This window comes from Rhodococcus rhodnii NBRC 100604 (assembly GCF_001894925.1).
Lineage (GTDB): Bacteria > Actinomycetota > Actinomycetes > Mycobacteriales > Mycobacteriaceae > Rhodococcus_F > Rhodococcus_F rhodnii.
Genome location: NZ_BCXD01000009.1, coordinates 111,910 through 128,753 on the forward strand (window position 1 = coordinate 111,910; position 16,844 = coordinate 128,753).

Sequence of the window (16,844 nt, forward strand, 5' to 3'; positions counted from 1 at the left end):
TTTCCGCAGTTGGGGATAGCCCGAGACCTGTGGACGATCGTCGCCCGGTAGGTTCCCGATCATGACGCGCATCATCGCGGGCCGCGCCGGAGGCCGACGACTCTCGGTGCCGCCCGCCGGCACCAGGCCGACGTCGGATCGCGTCCGTGAGGCGTTGTTCAGCGCGATCGACAGCAGGCTCGATCTCGACGGCGCCGCGGTGCTCGACCTCTACGCGGGGTCGGGGGCGCTGGGTCTCGAGGCGCTCTCGCGGGGTGCGGGGGAGGTGCTGCTCGTCGAGTCGGACGCCACGGCGGCGCGCGTGATCACCCAGAACGTCGCCGCACTCGGCCTGCCGGGCGGCGAGGTGCGCCGCGCATCCGTCGCGACGGTCCTCGCCGTCGATGCGCCGCGTGAGTACGACCTCGTTCTCCTCGATCCGCCGTACGCGCTCGATACCGACGCCGTCGAGTCCGATCTCGAACGGCTGCTCGCCGGCGGCTGGGTGGGTGAGGGAAGTCTCGTCGTGGTCGAGCGGTCGGCCCGCTCACCGCTCACGCACTGGCCCGACGGCTACGAGCCGGCAAAGCCGCGGACGTACGGCGACACCCGGATCGAACTCGCCGTCCTGATACGGTCACGGCCATGACTGGCGCCGTCTGCCCCGGATCGTTCGACCCCGTCACGCTGGGTCACCTCGACGTGATCACCCGCGCTGCAGCGCAATTCGACGAGGTGATCGTGACCGTCATGATCAACGAGAAGAAGCAGGGCCTCTTCACGATCGACGAACGCATCGCGATGATCGAGGAGGCGACCGCCCACCTGCCCGCAGTCCGCGTCGCCGCATGGCACGGCCTGCTCGTCGACTTCGCGCGGCAGGAGAACGTCACGGCGATCGTCAAGGGCCTGCGCGGCGCCAACGACTTCGACTACGAGCTCCAGATGGCGCAGATGAACCAGAAGCTCAGCGGCGTCGACACGCTCTTCCTCGCGACGAACCCGTCGCTGAGCTACCTCTCGAGTTCGCTCGTGAAGGAGGTCGCGCGTTTCGGCGGCGACGTCACGGGCATGCTGCCCGACCCGGTCCGTGACGCCCTCCTGAGCCGACTCGCCGAGCGTTCCGCCGCGGCGAACTGACAGCACACTCGGGGATCGTCCCGCGACACACCGAAGCTCTGACGGCACCCGGCCTGGGTCTTCGGGCAGACTGGACACGCCTCGTCCGCCCGGCGGGAGGGCGACGCGACTGCTCGACGAACACCGCTCGCGCGACGAAACACGACTCGCGCGAGGAACACCGCTCGATGGAACAGGGGTCTGCCGTGTACCGCGTATTCGAAGCTCTCGACGAACTCGTCGCGATCGTGGAAGAGGCGCGCGGCGTTCCGATGACCGCGAGTTGCGTCGTGCCGCGTGGCGACGTCCTCGAACTCCTCGACGACGTCCGTGACGCGATCCCGGGGGAACTCGACGACGCGCAGGACGTGCTCGATCACCGCGACTCGCTCGTCGGGGACGCGCGCGCCACCGCCACGAACACCGTCGACGCCGCCAACGAGCAGGCGCGCGCCACGATCGACGACGCGCGAGCCGAGGCGGACCAGCTGCTCGCCGACGCCAAGGAACAGGCCGACCGGATGGTCGCCGAGGCGCGGGCGCACGCCGACGAACTCGTCGGTGACGCCGAGGCCGAGGCCGAGCGCATCTCCGCGGACGGGCACCGCGAGTACGAGGCCGTGACCGGCCGAGCCCGCGACGAAGCGGACCGCATGGTCGAGTCCGGCAAGGCGAACTACGAGCGGTCGGTCGCCGAGGGGCAGGCCGAGCGCGAACGGCTCGTGTCGCAGACCGAGGTCGTCCAGGCCGCCCACGCCGAATCGGCGCGTGTCGTCGACGAGGCGCACGCCGAGTCGGACCGGCTTCGTTCGGAGTGCGACCTCTACGTCGACTCCAAGCTCGCCGAGTTCGAGGACCTGCTCAACACGACGGTGCGTTCCGTCGGCAAGGGCCGCCAGCAGCTGCGGACCGGTGGCGGCGTCCCCGACTACGAGTACGCGGGATCGGAGTACGGCCGGGGCCACCGCCGCTGACGACCCGCGCTGGTCGAGCCGCGCGCGCTGGTTGAGGCCACCGGGCGGCCTCGCGTATCGTGGTGTGGTTGCCCTTTCGGCACCCGTCCGCAGCCGTGCTGCTGCGCGTACTCCATGACCATGTGAACACGACATGTGAAAGCGAGACTCTTGCCCACCGATCGCACCGCCCCGGATCGCACGACCTCCCGGCGTTCGTCGAACGCCGATTTCGTGCTGGACATCTCGGACCTGGGACGCAGACCCGGCATCCTGCGCGAGGTGCGCCGCACCGTGACGGCGCCCGAGCGGATCGGGCTCGACCTCGTCGCGATCGAGGCGGGAGCGGACGTCGAGCTCGACCTGCAACTGCAGACGGTCTCGGAGGGCGTCCTCGTCACCGGCACGGTCGCCGCCGACGTCGCGGGGGAGTGCTCGCGGTGCCTCGAACCGTTCACCGATCGGCTCGACATCCGGCTCACCGAGCTGTTCGCGTATCCCGCCAGCGCGACGGACGAGACGACCGACGAGGGTGAGGTGTACCGCATCGAGGACGAGCGCATCGACCTCGGTGAGGCCGTCGTCGACGCCGTGGGACTGGAGCTTCCGCTCCGTCCGCTGTGCACCGACGACTGCCCCGGACTGTGCGCGGAATGCGGCATTCGCCTGGCGATTGCCGAACCCGGGCATCGGCATGACATACTGGATCCTCGCTGGGCGGGCCTCGCGGCCAAGTTCGGCACGGACTCCGGCGGCACGGCCACCGCGGACGGTGACACCGCCGCGCTGGACGACGATCCGACCATCCCGGATGCGCGTACCGACGCCGACCGGGCGAACGACACGAACGAGGAGAAGTAGAAGTGGCTGTCCCGAAGCGCAGAATGTCGCGATCCAACACCCGGTCGCGTCGGAGCCAGTGGAAGGCCGCTGCGCCGACCCTCGTGACGTGCACAAACCGCGCGTGTGGCGAGAAGAAGCTCCCCCACGTCGCGTGCCCGGCATGTGGCACCTACAAGGGTCGCCAGGTCACCGCAGCGATCTGATTCGTCGGTTTCCGGTGAACACCGACTCTCGCAGCACACCCGAGCGCGGCGACGAGGGCCATGAGCCCCTCCTCGCCGCGCTCGGCGTTACGCTCGATCCCGAACTGCTGACGCTCGCGCTCACCCACCGCTCGTACGCGTACGAGCACGGTGGGCTACCCACCAACGAACGCCTCGAGTTTCTCGGCGACTCGGTGCTGGGCCTCGCCGTGACCGAGCGGCTCTATCTCGATCACCCCACTCGCCCCGAGGGCGAACTCGCGAAGATCCGCGCCAGCATCGTCAACATGCACGCGCTCGCCGAGGTCGCGCGGGAGCTGGGCCCCGGTGGGCTCGGTGCCCACATCCTGCTCGGCAAGGGCGAGGAGATGACGGGCGGCCGCGACAAGCCGAGCATCCTCGCCGACGGCATGGAGTCGCTCCTCGGCGCGATCCACCTGCAGCACGGCATCGACGTCGCGCGCGGCGTCGTGTCGCGGCTCTTCGGCGCCCTCCTCGAACGTGCGCCCGGACTCGGCGCCGGCCTCGACTGGAAGACAAGCCTGCAGGAGCTGACGGCCGAACGCGGCCTCGGCGTCCCCGCGTACGAGATCACCGCGACCGGGCCCGATCACGACAAGGAGTTCACCGCGACCGTCGTCGTCGCGGGTGGCGGACTCGGCGTCGGCGTCGGACGCACGAAGAAGGAAGCCGAGCAGAAGGCCGCCGCGACCGCGTGGACCGAGCTGAGCGGCGGCCCCGCCGACGTCGCCGGCGCGTAGTCGCGTGCCCGAACTCCCCGAAGTCGAGGTCGTTCGTCGTGGCCTCGAGAAGTTCGTCGTCGGACGGACGATCACCGACGTCGAGGTGAACCACCCGAGGGCCGTGCGACGGCACGTCCCGGGTGCCCGCGATCTCGAGGCGCAGCTGACCGGCCGCGTCGTGACGGCCGCACGCCGCCGCGGCAAGTTCCTGTGGCTCGTGCTCGACGGTGGGGAACCAGGCGACAGTGAACCAGCCGGGGGTGATCTCGCGCTCGTCGTCCATCTCGGGATGAGCGGGCAGATGCTCGTGCAGCCGAGCACCGCGCCCGACGAGAAGCACCTGCACATCCGGACACGGCTCGACTCCGGCGACGAACTCCGCTTCGTCGATCAGCGGACCTTCGGAGGATGGGCGATCGCTCCGCTCGTGCCGACGCCGGACGGCCCTGACACCGTCCCCGACTCGGCCGCCCACATCGCGCGCGATCCGATGGACGAGCTCTTCGACCGCGACGCCGTCGTGGACACGCTGCGGCGCAAGCACACCGAGATCAAGCGCGCGCTGCTCGATCAGACCGTCGTCTCGGGGATCGGCAACATCTACGCCGACGAGGCGCTGTGGCGGGCGAAGGTCCACGGTGCGCGGCTCACCGACCGGCTCTCGCGACCGGTCCTGCGGCGCATCCTCGACGCCGCGCACGACGTCATGGCCGACGCCCTGCATCAGGGCGGAACGAGCTTCGACGCGTTGTACGTCAACGTCAACGGCGAATCGGGCTACTTCGATCGCTCGCTGTCGGTGTACGGGCGCGCCGATCGGCCGTGCCCGCGCTGCGGCGCCCCGATCCGCCGGCAGAAGTTCACGAACCGCTCGTCGTTCAGCTGCCCGCGCTGCCAGCCCGCGCCCCGTCCCGCGGCTGCGGCGAGTGGCACAATCGGCACATGACCGAGCAGACCACCGCCGAGAACGCACAGCCCCAGCAGAACGCTCCCGCCGCCACCACGCTGTGGGTCGAGCGCACCGGCACCCGCCGCTACGTCGGGCACAGTTCGCGCGGCGCCGAGGTCCTCGTCGGTTCCGAGAGCGTCGAGGGCGTCTTCACGCCCGGTGAGCTGCTGAAGATCGCGCTCGCCGCCTGCACCGGCATGGCCTCCGACTTCGCGTTGTCGCGGCGGCTCGGCGATCACTACGACGCGACCATTCGCGTCTCCGGCGCCGCGGACCGTGACAACGAGACGTACCCGAAGCTCGAGGAGACCCTCGAACTCGACCTCAGCGAACTCGACGCCGACGCACGCGAGCGGCTGCTCACACTCGTGCAGCGTTCCGTCGACAAGGCCTGCACCGTCGGGCGCACGCTGAAGGCGGGTACCGAGGTCGAGCTCTCGATCGCCGTCGACGAATGAGTAGGGAGCCCGAACGCCTCACCGCATGGGTGCACGGGACCGTCCAGGGCGTGGGCTTCCGGTGGTGGACGCGCGCGAGGGCCCTCGAACTCGGGCTCGTCGGCTACGCGTCGAATCAGCGCGACGGCCGGGTCCTCGTCGTCGCGGAGGGAGAGCGCGGCGCGCTCGACACTCTCGTCGGAATGCTGGAGTCCAGTGGTACCCCGGGACGCGTCGATCGCGTCGTCCACACGTACGACACGCCACGCGGGGATCTCACCGGGTTCGTGGAGCGATGACGCGCCGGTAGGATTCTCCGAATGCATCTGAAGAGTCTGACGCTCAAGGGCTTCAAGTCCTTCGCGTCGGCGACGACGCTGCGGTTCGAACCCGGAATCACGTGCGTCGTCGGGCCCAACGGCTCGGGCAAGTCGAACGTCGTCGACGCCCTCACGTGGGTGATGGGTGAGCAGGGCGCGAAGGCCCTGCGCGGCGGCAAGATGGAGGACGTCATCTTCGCCGGGACGGCGGGCCGTGCGCCGCTCGGGCGCGCGGAGGTCACGCTCACGATCGACAACTCGGACGGCGCACTCCCGATCGACTACTCCGAGGTGTCGGTCACCCGCCGGATGTTCCGCGACGGCGCGGGCGAGTACGAGATCAACGGCTCGTCGTGCCGGCTCATGGACGTCCAGGAACTGCTCAGCGACTCCGGCATCGGCCGCGAGATGCACGTCATCGTCGGGCAGGGCCGGCTCGCCGCCATCCTCGAATCCCGGCCCGAGGACCGGCGGGCGTTCATCGAGGAGGCCGCGGGCGTCCTCAAGCACCGCAAGCGCAAAGAGAAGGCGGTACGCAAGCTCGACTCGATGCAGGCCAACCTCGCGCGCTTGACCGATCTGACCACCGAACTGCGCCGTCAGCTCAAGCCGCTCGGGCGGCAGGCCGAGGTCGCGCGGCGCGCCCAGACGATCCAGGCAGACCTGCGTGACGCGCGGCTGCGGCTCGCGGCGGACGATCTCGTGACGCGGCGTGGCGAACTCGAAGCGCAGGTGACTTCGGAACAGGCTGCGCGCGAGCAGTACGACCTCGTCTCCCGCGAACTGGAGGAGGCGAACGCGGAACTCGGCCGGCACGAGCAGGATCTGGCGCGACTGACGCCCGGCGCGGAGGCGGCGTCGCAGACGTGGTTCCGGCTGTCCGCCCTCGCGGAGCGCATGAGCGCGACCGTCAGGATCGCGAGCGAACGCGCCCGTCACCTCGACAGCGATCCGGAACCGCCGCGCGGGGAGGACCCGGACCGGATGGAGGAGCGCGCGGAACGCGTCGCGCAGGAGGAAGCCGAACTCGCGGAGGGTGTCGAGATCGCGCGCGCCGCGCTCGACGCCGCGCAGGAACAGCTCGCCGCGACCGAGGAGGCAGCCGCCGAGGCGGAGCGCGCACACCTCGCCGCGGTGCGCGCGATCGCGGATCGCCGCGAGGGCCTCGCGCGACTGTCGGGACGCGTCGACACGCTGCGGACCCGCGCCGATTCGACCGACGCCGAGGTCGCGCGCCTCACCGCCGCCATCGACGAGGCCCGAGCCCGCGCCGACACCGCGCAGGCCGAGTTCGAGCAGGTACAGGACACGATCGGCGATCTCGACGCCGGTGAACTCGGCCTCGACTCGAATCACGAACGCGCGCAGGCCGCGCTCGCCGCGGCCCGCGAGCGGCTCCAGCAACTGCAGGACGACGAGCGCACGGCAGGCCAGCAGGTCGCGTCGCTGAGCGCCCGAATCGATGCGCTCGCCGTCGGCCTCGAACGTCGGGACGCCGCGGGCTGGCTGCTCGGCCGCAGCGACTCCGGTGTCGCTGGCACACTCGCCGACACCCTCACCGTCGAGCCGGGCTACGAGGCCGCGATCACGGCGGCGCTGGGCCCCGCGGCCGAGGCCGTCGTCGCGGAGTCCGCCGACGCCGCGATCGCCGCGGTCGCCGCGTTGCGGGCCGGCGACGAAGGCCGCGCCTCGGTGGTCTTCGGCGGCGACGCGCCGAGCCCGCGCTCGGCCGTCCCCGGCGGTGCCGGTGCGCGGTGGGCCGCCGACGTCGTCACGTGCGACGGGCGGCTGCGGGGTGCGCTCGCGTCGATTCTGCGCGACGTCGTCGTCGTGGACGGGCTCGCCGAGGCCACCGGCCTCGTCCGGCAGGCCCCCGAACTGCGGGCCGTCACGCGCGACGGCGACGTCGTGGGGCCCGGCTGGCTCACCGGCGGCGCGGAGCGGCAGCAGAGCACGATCGAGATCCAGGCCGCGATCGACGCGTCGCGCGCCGATCTCACGCACGCCGAACGTCGCGCCGAGGAACTCGCGGCGTCGCTCGCGGGAGCCCGCGAGGAGGTCGACGCCCGCACCGAGTTCGCCGAGCAGGCACTCGCGGCCCTCAACGAATCGGACGCCGCCTTGTCCGCCGTGTACGAGCAGCTCGGCAGGCTGGGGCAGGCCGCGCGCGCGGCGAGCGCCGAGGCCGACCGGCTCGGCGATCAGCGGCGACGCGCCGAGAGCGGCCGCGAGGACACCCTCACCGAACTCGTGGAACTCGAGGAGCGGTTGCGCCTCGCCGAGACCGACCGCCCGCACGACGACGACGGCTCCACGTCGTCGACGGATCTCGAACGCGAGAGCGCCGCCGCGGCCGTCGCCGAGGTGCGCGCCGTCGAGGTCGACGCACGGCTGACGTTGCGGACGGCCGAGGAGCGCGCCGACGCCGTCCGCGGCCGCGCCGACGCGCTGCGTCGCCAGGCCCGTGCCGAACGCGACGCGCGTGCCCGTGCCGAACGCGCCCGCGCAGCACGCCGCAGCGCCGCCGAGATCGCGACCGCCGTCGCGAGCGCGGGGGAGCGGGTCCGGGAACGACTGGCACTCGTCGTCGAGACCGCGCGCGCCGAACGGGACGAGCTGGCCCGCGCCCGCAACGAACGGGCGCAGACCGTGGACGAGGCGAAGACGCGCGTACGCGAGCTCACCGCCCGGCTGTCCTCGCTCACCGACGCCGTCCACCGCGACGAGGTCGCGCGAGCCCAGGCCGCACTGCGCATCGAGCAGCTCGAGGACGCCGTCGTCGAGCAGCACGGGATGGCCCCCGCCGATCTGATCGCCGAGTACGGCCCCGAGGTTCCGCTTCCGCCCAGCGAACAGGAACTCGCCGAGTACGAGGCGGCCCGCGAACGTGGCGAGCAGGTCGTGCGGCCCGCACCCGTGCCGTACGACCGCGCGACCCAGGAACGCCGGGCCAAGCGTGCCGAGAAGGACCTCACGACACTCGGCAAGGTCAACCCGCTCGCACTCGAGGAGTTCGCGGCACTCGAGGAGCGCTACAACTTCCTCTCGACGCAACTCGAGGACGTCAAGAGCGCGCGCAAGGACCTGCTCGACGTCGTCGCGGAGGTCGACGCCCGCATCCTGCAGGTGTTCACCGAGGCGTACACCGACGTCGAACGCGAGTTCGCGCAGGTGTTCGGCAAGCTGTTCCCGGGCGGCGAAGGCCGGCTCGTGCTCACCGATCCGTCCGACATGCTCACGACCGGTATCGAGGTCGAGGCCCGTCCGCCAGGCAAGAAGGTCAAACGCCTCTCGCTGCTGTCGGGCGGCGAGAAGTCGCTCACCGCCGTCGCGATGCTCGTCGCGATCTTCCGGGCACGGCCGTCGCCGTTCTACGTCATGGACGAGGTCGAGGCCGCGCTCGACGACACGAATCTGCGGCGGCTCATCGGGCTGTTCGAGCAGTTGCGCGAGAAGTCGCAGCTCATCGTCATCACCCACCAGAAGCCCACGATGGAGATCGCGGACGCGCTCTACGGCGTGAGCATGCGCGGCGACGGCATCACCACCGTCATCTCGCAGCGGCTGCGCGGGCAGGACATCCGCTCGGCCTGATCCGCCGGTCCTCGCCGGGCCCGACGACGCGCGCGGGTCGCGCCCTCGCCGTGCGCCTCACGGTGAAACAATGGCCCGGTGACTGCTCAAGCATGGATCATCGTCGCGGCAGTGCTCGCGGTTCTCGTCGTGGCACTCGTCGTCGGCGGAGTGCTCTACCGTCGTCGCCGGGTGTCGCTGACCTCACCGGAGCCCGCGGAGGTGGAGAAGGCGAAGGATCGCTCCGGCGGATACACCGCCGGTGGCGGATTCAACTTCAGCCAGGGACCCACCGTGGCGCCGCCCGCACCGCGGAAGCCCACGCCGGTGCCGGTCGAGCCGCCGGTCGCCCCCGAGCCTCCCGTGACGGCCCAGCCTCCCGTGACGCCCGAACCGCCGGTCACCGCGGAGCCGCCCGTCACCGAATCGCCGCGTGCCGAGAGCGCCCCGGTCGCCGAGCCGGAGAGCGCGCCCGCGACCGAGAGCCACGAACCCGAAGTCGTCCCTGCACCGGAACCCGAGCCCGCTCCGGCACCCGAACCGGAGCCTGCGCCCGCCCCCGAACCGGAACCCGCGCCCGAACCGCAGATCGAGGAGATCGCGCCGACGGCAGGCCGGCTCGACCGGCTTCGCGGCCGGCTCTCGCGTTCGCAGAACGCTGTCGGCAAGAGCCTGCTCGGTCTGCTCGGCGGTGGCGACCTCGACGAGGACTCGTGGGAGGAGGTCGAGGACACGCTGCTCGTCGCCGACCTGGGCACCGCGACGACGACCAAGGTCGTGACGCGGCTCCGCGAGGAGATGGCGGCCAGGGGCGTGGCGTCCGAAGCACAGGCGCGCGCGATGCTGCGCGAGGTGCTCGTCGCCGAACTGCGGCCCGACCTCGACCGCTCGGTGCGGGCGCTCCCGCACGACGATCACCCCGCGGTTCTGCTCGTCGTCGGTGTGAACGGCACCGGCAAGACGACCACGACCGGCAAGTTGGCGCGCGTGCTCGTCGCGGACGGCCGCCGCGTCGTCCTGGGCGCGGCCGACACCTTCCGTGCCGCCGCCGCCGATCAGTTGCAGACCTGGGCCGACCGCGTGGGTGCCGAGGTCGTGCGCGGTAAGGAAGGCGCCGATCCCGCGGCTGTCGCGTTCGACGCCGTCGCGAAGGGCACCGAGGCCGGGGTCGACGTCGTTCTGATCGATACCGCGGGCCGGTTGCACACGAAGACCGGACTCATGGACGAGCTGGGCAAGGTCAAGCGCGTCGTCGAGAAGAAGGCCTCCGTCGACGACGTTCTGCTCGTGCTCGACGCGACGATCGGCCAGAACGGTCTGGCCCAGGCACGGGTGTTCGCCGAGGTCGTCGACATCACGGGCGTCGTGCTCACGAAACTCGACGGGACGGCGAAGGGCGGCATCGTGTTCCAGGTTCAGCACGAGCTGGGCGTGCCGGTCAAGCTCGTCGGTCTCGGCGAGGGCGCCGACGATCTCGCGCCGTTCGAACCGGGCGCGTTCGTGGACGCTCTGCTGGGCTGACCGTCCCGCACGGCGTCGGCCGGCCGTGGCGCACGAAACCGACCGGCAGGTGAGCGAAATCGCCTGGTGATACCCAGATGCAACACGATGTGCGGATTCGTTCACATGCGTGAAACAGTGGTGCGCCATGCCGGAAACATCGTGAAATGAGAGTGCTCCTTGACGACGTGCAGCAGAGCGCGCGACAAGGAGGAGACAAGTTGAGCCCCGACGATTTGCTGGCCAACTCGGGCAACGCGGCATGGATGCTGATGGCATCGGCACTCGTGCTGCTCATGACCCCCGGCCTGGCGTTCTTCTACGGCGGAATGTCCCGCCAGAAGTCCGTCCTGAACATGATGATGATGTCGTTCGGTTCGATGGCCGTCATCGCCGTCATCTACGTGCTGTGGGGCTGGTCGATGTCCTACGGCACCGAGAGCATCGGCGGAATCTTCGCCAACCCGTTCGAGTTCCTCGGTCTGAAGGACTCGATCATGGACGAGGAAGGCAACTTCATCGCCGGCGCCGCCGGTTACCCGAACATCATCGACGTGGGCTTCCAGACCACGTTCGCGATCATCACGACCGCGCTCATCAGCGGTGCGCTCGCGGAGCGCGTCAAGTTCGGGACGTGGATGCTCTTCTCGGCCGTCTGGGTCACGCTGGTCTACTTCCCGCTCGCGCACATGGTGTGGGGTGGCGGCCTGCTCTCGGGCTCGGAGAACAGCATCGCGGCCTGGATGTTCGGCACGGTCGACGACGGTGAAGGCGGACTCGTCGCCGCCGTCGAGCCGATCGACTTCGCGGGCGGCACGGTCGTCCACATCAACGCCGGTATCGCCGCGTTCGTCCTGGCAGTCGTGGTGGGCAAGCGGCTCGGCTTCGGCAAGACCGCCTTCCGCCCGCACAACCTGCCGTTCGTGATGCTCGGTGCGGCCCTGCTGTGGTTCGGCTGGTTCGGCTTCAACGCCGGTTCGGCGTTCGCCGCGGACGGTGGCGCTGGCCTGGCCTGGGTCAACACCACCACGGCTACCGCGGCCGCGATCCTCGGCTGGCTGCTCACCGAGCGGATCCGCGACGGCCACGCCACGAGCCTCGGCGCCGCGTCGGGTGCCGTCGCCGGTCTCGTCGCGATCACCCCCGCCGCCGGCTCGCTGAGCCCGGTCGGCTCGATCCTGCTCGGCGTCGTCGCCGGCATCCTGTCGGCGCTCGCCGTCGGCCTGAAGTTCCGGTTCGGCTACGACGACTCGCTCGACGTCGTCGGCGTCCACCTGGTCGCCGGCCTGTGGGGCACCGTCGCGATCGGTTTCCTCGGAACCGAGACGGGTCTGTTCTACGGTGGCGACTACCAGCAGCTCGTGATCCAGATCGTGATCGCGGTGGTCGCACTGATCTTCACCGCCGTGATGACCGCGATCATCGCGTTCGCGCTGAAGCCGCTCGGCTGGCGCGTCTCGGAGGAGTCGGAGAAGCGAGGAATCGACGAATCCGAGCACGCCGAGACCGCGTACGACCTCGCATAGCGGTTAGATGGGACACGACACATGTTCGGCGCGACGACAGCGCCGACATCGCAGCGGATCGATCGAAGGCGTGGGAAGGGACAGAAAATGAAGCTGATCACGGCAATCGTCAAGCCGTTCACTCTCGAGGACGTCAAGTCCGGACTCGAGCAGGCGGGCGTGCTGGGCATGACCGTCAGCGAGGTGCAGGGCTACGGCCGGCAGAAGGGTCACACCGAGGTCTACCGCGGCGCCGAGTACTCGGTGGACTTCGTACCGAAGGTCCGAGTCGAGGTCGTCGTCGACGAGGCCGCGGTCGACAAGGTCGTTGAGGTGATCGTCGAGGCTGCTCGCACCGGCAAGATCGGCGACGGCAAGGTCTGGGTCTCTCCCGTCGACTCGGTGATCCGAGTCCGCACCGGTGAGCGGGGCGCCGACGCGCTCTGATCGTTCACCGTTCGGGTGAACAGTTCCAACTGGTGAAGCAGGGGCCCCGGCTCCGCCGCCGTCACGGGTGGTGGAGCCGGGGCCGTTCCTGTTGGTGAGGTCCGTCGGGTGCGACGGGCGAACAATCCGCGGCCCGTGCCGCGATCGAGGAGGAGTGACCGTGAGTCAGGTGCCGGGATCGAATGCTGCGGCGGACCTCGCGCGGGCCCGGGACCAGTTGCGTGGCGGGGCGCCCGGTTCGTCGGGGCACGGCCGCCGGCTCGACGCCGCCGGTCTGCGTCAGGCGCTCGTCGATCTGCACGAGTTCTGGCTCGGAACCAAGGCCCAGGAAGTCGGAATCCTGCCGGATTCGGGCTTCGCGCTCGTCGCGGTCGGCGGGCTCGGCCGCCGCGAGCTGCTGCCGTACTCGGACCTCGATCTCGTGCTGCTCTACGACGAGGACCTCGCGCCGGACGTCGTCGGTGCGGTCGCCGATCAGCTGTGGTACCCGTTGTGGGACGCACACATCAAGCTCGACCACAGTGTGCGAACGGTGCCACAGGCGCTCGCCGTCGCCGGTTCGGACATCCCGGCCGTCCTCGGGATGCTCGAAGCGCGCCACATCGCCGGCGACGTCGAACTGTCCACCCAGCTCATCGGAAGCGTGCGGCGAGCGTGGCGCGCCGACATCCGTGACCGCTTCGACGATCTGATCGAGGAGACCAGGACGCGCTGGCGGCGCAGCGGTGAGATCGCCCACCGCGCCGAACCGGACCTCAAGAGCGGACGCGGCGGGCTCCGCGACGTGCAACTGCTGCACGCGCTCGCGGCGGCCCAGCTCACCGACGGGCTCGGTCCCGAGGTTCCCGGCGGCGGCGTCGCCCACGCGCACAACGGACTGCTCGACGTCCGCACCGAACTGCATCGCGTCGCAGGGCGCGCCCGAGATCAGCTCCTCGCCCAGGACGCCGACGAGATCGGGGCCGCGCTGCGGATCGGCGACCGCTTCGATCTCGCACGGCTGCTCAGCGATTCGGCCCGCACCATCAGCTATGCGGTGGAGGTCGGGATCAGGACGGCGTCGAACGCACTGCCGCGCCGGGGGCTCGGACGGCTGCGGCGCCCGCCCGTGCGGCGCCCTCTCGACGAAGGTGTCGTCGAGCACTCCGGCGAGGTCGCCCTGGCCAGGGACGCACGACCCAAGCGTGACCCCGCGCTCATCACCCGTGTCGCGGCCGTCGCCGCGCAGACGGGCCTGCCGATCGGATCCGGGGCGCTCGCCCGGCTGGCCGACAGTGCGCCGGAACTTCGGGAGCCGTGGCCGAAGGACGCCGTCGGCGAACTCCTCGTGCTGCTCGGCTCGGGCCATCGCAGCGTGCCGGTGATCGAAGCGCTCGACCGCACCGGGCTGTGGGGCCGCTTGCTGCCGGAGTGGGGCGCGGTTCGCGATCTGCCGCCGCGCGACGCCGTCCACACCTGGACGGTGGATCGCCATCTCGTCGAGACGGCGGCCTACGCCAGCGGATTCACGACGCGAGTGTCTCGGCCGGACCTGCTCATGCTCGGCGCCCTGCTCCACGACATCGGCAAGGGACGCGGCGGCGACCACAGCGTCGTGGGTGCAGAACTCGCGACGCAGATCGGGCGACGCATGGGACTGTGGCCGTCCGACGTCACGATCCTCAGCGCCATGGTGCGCCATCACCTGCTGCTCCCGGAGACCGCGACGCGCCGCGATCTCGAGGACCCCGCGACGATCGAGCGGGTCGTGGAGGCGATCGGCGGGGATCCGACGCTGCTCGAACTGCTCCACGCGCTCGCCGAGGCCGACTCGCTCGCGACGGGGCCCGGCGTGTGGGGCGACTGGAAGGCCACGCTCATCGGTGAACTCGTCCGGCGCTGCCGGCTCGTCATGGCGGGGGAGACGCTCCCGGAGCCCGACCCGCTGGACCCGGACCTCGTCGCACGCGGAGCGGACGGCGGTGTCCACGTCGACATCGTGCAGGCCGATTCCGCGCACACGTGGCGCGTCACGGTCGTCGCACCGGATTCCGCGGCACTGCTCTCGCGCGAGGCGGGCGTGCTCGCGCTGCACGGGCTCCGCGTGCTGACGGCATCGCTCGGAAGCCACGAGGGATCGGCCGTGAACTCGTTCGTCGTCGCGCCGCACTTCGGCACGCCACCCGAGGCCGGGTTGCTGCGGCAGGAGTTGCTGCGGGCGAACGCGGGCGAACTCGATCTCCACGAGCGGCTCGACGCGAAGGACGCGCAGGAACGGGAATCGCGTGCGCTCGAACTCGGCAGCGACCGCCCGGACGCGGTGCCCGTGCTCTACGCCCAGGCGCCGCCCCGTGTGCTGTGGTTCGACACGCCGGTGCCGCACCAGGTGATTCTCGAACTGCGTGCCGAGGACCGCGTTGGACTGCTGTCGCGGCTCGCCCGCGCACTCGAGACCTGCGGCGCCGACATCCTGTGGGCGAAGGTGAGCACGCTCGGCACGACGGTGATCGACTCCTTCTGCCTCGATCTCTCCGCTGCCGACACCCGCGCCGCCCGCGAGCGGATCGAGCGCGCGCTGCTCGCCGTCGTCCCGAGCCCGCGGCCGGAGCCGCGCCCCGGGGCCGACGAGGGCTGACGGGCGCCGGGGCTCGCGGTCGCCGCGTGCCCCCGGGCGTCCGACCGCTAGTGTGGACGTCGGCACATACGCACGATCCCAGGAGACCACTCGGTGTTCGAATCCCTCTCGGACAGGTTGACCGGAGCCCTCAAGGACCTCCGCGGCAAGGGGCGACTGTCCGACTCCGATATCGACGCGACCGCGCGCGAGATCCGGCTCGCCCTGCTCGAGGCGGACGTCGCGCTCCCTGTCGTGCGTGCCTTCATCGCCAAGATCAAGGAGCGAGCGAAGGGCGCCGAGGTGTCGGGCGCGCTCAATCCGGCGCAGCAGGTCGTCAAGATCGTCAACGAGGAGCTCGTCGGCATCCTCGGCGGCGAGACCCGCAGGCTGCGGCTCGCGAAGACGCCGCCCACCGTCGTCATGCTCGCGGGCCTGCAGGGCTCCGGTAAGACGACACTCGCGGGCAAGCTCGCGAAATGGCTTCAGGCACAGGGGCACACGCCGCTGCTCGTGGCGTGCGACCTGCAGCGTCCCGGCGCGGTGCAGCAGCTCCAGATCGTCGGCGAACGCGCAGGCGTGTCGGTGTTCGCTCCGCATCCCGGCACGTCGGTGGGTGGTGGCGACAACGAGCTCGGTGTCTCGGCGTCCGATCCCGTCGAGGTCGCCCGTGAAGGTGTCGCCGAAGCGCGCAGCAAGCAGTACGACGTCGTCATCGTCGACACCGCGGGCCGCCTCGGCATCGACGAGGAGCTCATGGCCCAGGCCGCGGGCATCCGCGACGCCGTGCAGCCGGACGAGACGCTCTTCGTCCTCGACGCGATGATCGGCCAGGACGCCGTCAGCACCGCCGAGGCGTTCCGCGAGGGCGTGGGCTTCACCGGCGTCGTGCTGACGAAGCTCGACGGTGACGCCCGTGGTGGCGCCGCGCTCAGCGTCCGCGAGGTCACGGGCGAGCCGATCCTCTTCGCCTCGACCGGTGAGAAGCTCGAGGACTTCGACGTCTTCCACCCGGACCGGATGGCGAGCCGCATCCTCGGCATGGGTGACGTGCTCAGCCTCATCGAACAGGCGGAGACGGTCTTCGATCAGAAGCAGGCGGAGTCGACCGCCCGCAAGATCGGATCGGGCGAGCTGACGCTCGAGGACTTCCTCGAGCAGATGATGGCCGTCCGCAAGATGGGGCCGATCGGAAACCTGCTGGGCATGCTCCCGGGCGCGGGCCAGATGAAGGACGCGCTCGCGAACGTCGACGAGAAGCAGCTCGACCGCGTGCAGGCGATCATCCGCGGCATGACGCCCGCCGAGCGCGAGAACCCCAAGATCATCAACGCGTCGCGCCGGTTGCGCATCGCGAACGGCTCGGGCGTCAAGGTCTCCGACGTCAATCAGCTCGTCGACCGTTTCTTCGAGGCCCGCAAGATGATGACCGCGATGGCCGGCCGGATGGGCATGCCCGGGGCGCGCAAGAACCAGCGCTCGAAGAAGGGCAAGAAGGGCAAGAAGGGTGGCCGCGGCCCGACCCCGCCCAAGGTGAAGGGCGGCTTCCCGGGCGGAATGCCCGGTGGCATGCCGGGGATGCCCGACATCTCGCAGATGCCGAAGGGGCTCGACGAGTTGCCGCCGGGGCTCGAGGGATTCGATCTGTCGAAGCTCAAGCTGCCGAAGAAGTAGCCCGTC

The 16,844-nt window shown here is 70.7% G+C and carries 15 protein-coding genes; all 15 read left to right on the forward strand.

What is annotated here, in order from left to right; genetic code table 11:
* The first annotated feature begins 61 nt into the window (after nt 1-61).
* The 15 genes from rsmD to ffh all read left to right on the forward strand — a co-directional run bounded on the left by rsmD (nt 62) and on the right by ffh (nt 16,838).
* The gene (gene rsmD, locus RR1_RS08355) at nt 62-628 is read left to right on the forward strand and encodes a 16S rRNA (guanine(966)-N(2))-methyltransferase RsmD (RefSeq protein WP_072713621.1); all 567 of its coding nucleotides are present in this window, start codon (nt 62-64) and stop codon (nt 626-628) included.
* The gene (gene coaD, locus RR1_RS08360; RefSeq protein WP_010838895.1) at nt 625-1,119 is read left to right on the forward strand and encodes a pantetheine-phosphate adenylyltransferase; all 495 of its coding nucleotides are present in this window, start codon (nt 625-627) and stop codon (nt 1,117-1,119) included. The genes rsmD and coaD overlap by 4 nt, the downstream gene beginning before the upstream one ends.
* A gap of 185 nt (nt 1,120-1,304) precedes the next feature.
* A complete protein-coding gene (locus RR1_RS08365) occupies nt 1,305-2,072 on the forward strand; it encodes a DivIVA domain-containing protein (RefSeq protein WP_040773958.1) in 768 nt (255 codons plus the stop codon).
* 150 nt (nt 2,073-2,222) lie between these two features.
* Nucleotides 2,223-2,912, forward strand: a complete 690-nt coding sequence (locus RR1_RS08370) for a YceD family protein (RefSeq protein WP_010838893.1) — start codon at nt 2,223-2,225, stop codon at nt 2,910-2,912.
* Between the two features lie 2 nt (nt 2,913-2,914).
* Entirely contained in the window at nt 2,915-3,097 is a 183-nt protein-coding gene (rpmF, locus tag RR1_RS08375) for a 50S ribosomal protein L32 (RefSeq protein ID WP_071990753.1), read from the forward strand.
* Nucleotides 3,098-3,111: 14 nt separating this feature from the next.
* Nucleotides 3,112-3,858: a ribonuclease III gene (rnc, locus tag RR1_RS08380; RefSeq protein WP_040773954.1), complete on the forward strand. Its 747-nt coding sequence runs from the start codon at nt 3,112-3,114 to the stop codon at nt 3,856-3,858.
* A gap of 4 nt (nt 3,859-3,862) precedes the next feature.
* Nucleotides 3,863-4,786: a bifunctional DNA-formamidopyrimidine glycosylase/DNA-(apurinic or apyrimidinic site) lyase gene (gene mutM, locus RR1_RS08385; RefSeq protein WP_010838891.1), complete on the forward strand. Its 924-nt coding sequence runs from the start codon at nt 3,863-3,865 to the stop codon at nt 4,784-4,786.
* Nucleotides 4,783-5,247, forward strand: a complete 465-nt coding sequence (locus RR1_RS08390; RefSeq protein WP_010838890.1) for an OsmC family protein — start codon at nt 4,783-4,785, stop codon at nt 5,245-5,247. The genes mutM and RR1_RS08390 overlap by 4 nt, the downstream gene beginning before the upstream one ends.
* Nucleotides 5,244-5,525, forward strand: coding sequence for an acylphosphatase (locus RR1_RS08395; RefSeq protein ID WP_040773951.1), 282 nt, complete (start codon nt 5,244-5,246; stop codon nt 5,523-5,525). Before RR1_RS08390 ends, RR1_RS08395 begins: the two co-directional genes overlap by 4 nt.
* Before the next feature lie 21 nt (nt 5,526-5,546).
* A complete protein-coding gene (gene smc / locus RR1_RS08400) occupies nt 5,547-9,140 on the forward strand; it encodes a chromosome segregation protein SMC (protein WP_072713622.1) in 3,594 nt (1,197 codons plus the stop codon).
* 78 nt (nt 9,141-9,218) lie between these two features.
* Entirely contained in the window at nt 9,219-10,640 is a 1,422-nt protein-coding gene (gene ftsY, locus RR1_RS08405) for a signal recognition particle-docking protein FtsY (protein WP_010838667.1), read from the forward strand.
* Nucleotides 10,641-10,840: 200 nt separating this feature from the next.
* A complete protein-coding gene (locus RR1_RS08410; protein WP_040773677.1) occupies nt 10,841-12,145 on the forward strand; it encodes an ammonium transporter in 1,305 nt (434 codons plus the stop codon).
* A gap of 87 nt (nt 12,146-12,232) precedes the next feature.
* Nucleotides 12,233-12,571 (forward strand): P-II family nitrogen regulator, encoded by a 339-nt coding sequence (locus RR1_RS08415; RefSeq protein WP_040773680.1) that lies wholly within the window; start codon nt 12,233-12,235, stop codon nt 12,569-12,571.
* A gap of 154 nt (nt 12,572-12,725) precedes the next feature.
* The gene (locus RR1_RS08420) at nt 12,726-15,185 is read left to right on the forward strand and encodes a [protein-PII] uridylyltransferase (RefSeq protein ID WP_371836780.1); all 2,460 of its coding nucleotides are present in this window, start codon (nt 12,726-12,728) and stop codon (nt 15,183-15,185) included.
* Between the two features lie 93 nt (nt 15,186-15,278).
* Nucleotides 15,279-16,838 (forward strand): signal recognition particle protein, encoded by a 1,560-nt coding sequence (gene ffh, locus RR1_RS08425; RefSeq protein WP_010838672.1) that lies wholly within the window; start codon nt 15,279-15,281, stop codon nt 16,836-16,838.
* Nucleotides 16,839-16,844 lie beyond the last annotated feature (6 nt).

Bases quoted from the DNA above. Each gene is read 5' to 3' on its own strand.
- RR1_RS08395 (WP_040773951.1), top strand. From the start codon at position 5,244: ATGAGTAGGGAGCCCGAACGCCTCACCGCATGGGTGCACGGGACCGTC.
- RR1_RS08415 (WP_040773680.1), top strand. From the start codon at position 12,233: ATGAAGCTGATCACGGCAATCGTCAAGCCGTTCACTCTCGAGGACGTC.
- smc (WP_072713622.1), top strand. From the start codon at position 5,547: ATGCATCTGAAGAGTCTGACGCTCAAGGGCTTCAAGTCCTTCGCGTCG.
- coaD (WP_010838895.1), top strand. From the start codon at position 625: ATGACTGGCGCCGTCTGCCCCGGATCGTTCGACCCCGTCACGCTGGGT.
- RR1_RS08390 (WP_010838890.1), top strand. From the start codon at position 4,783: ATGACCGAGCAGACCACCGCCGAGAACGCACAGCCCCAGCAGAACGCT.
- rsmD (WP_072713621.1), top strand. From the start codon at position 62: ATGACGCGCATCATCGCGGGCCGCGCCGGAGGCCGACGACTCTCGGTG.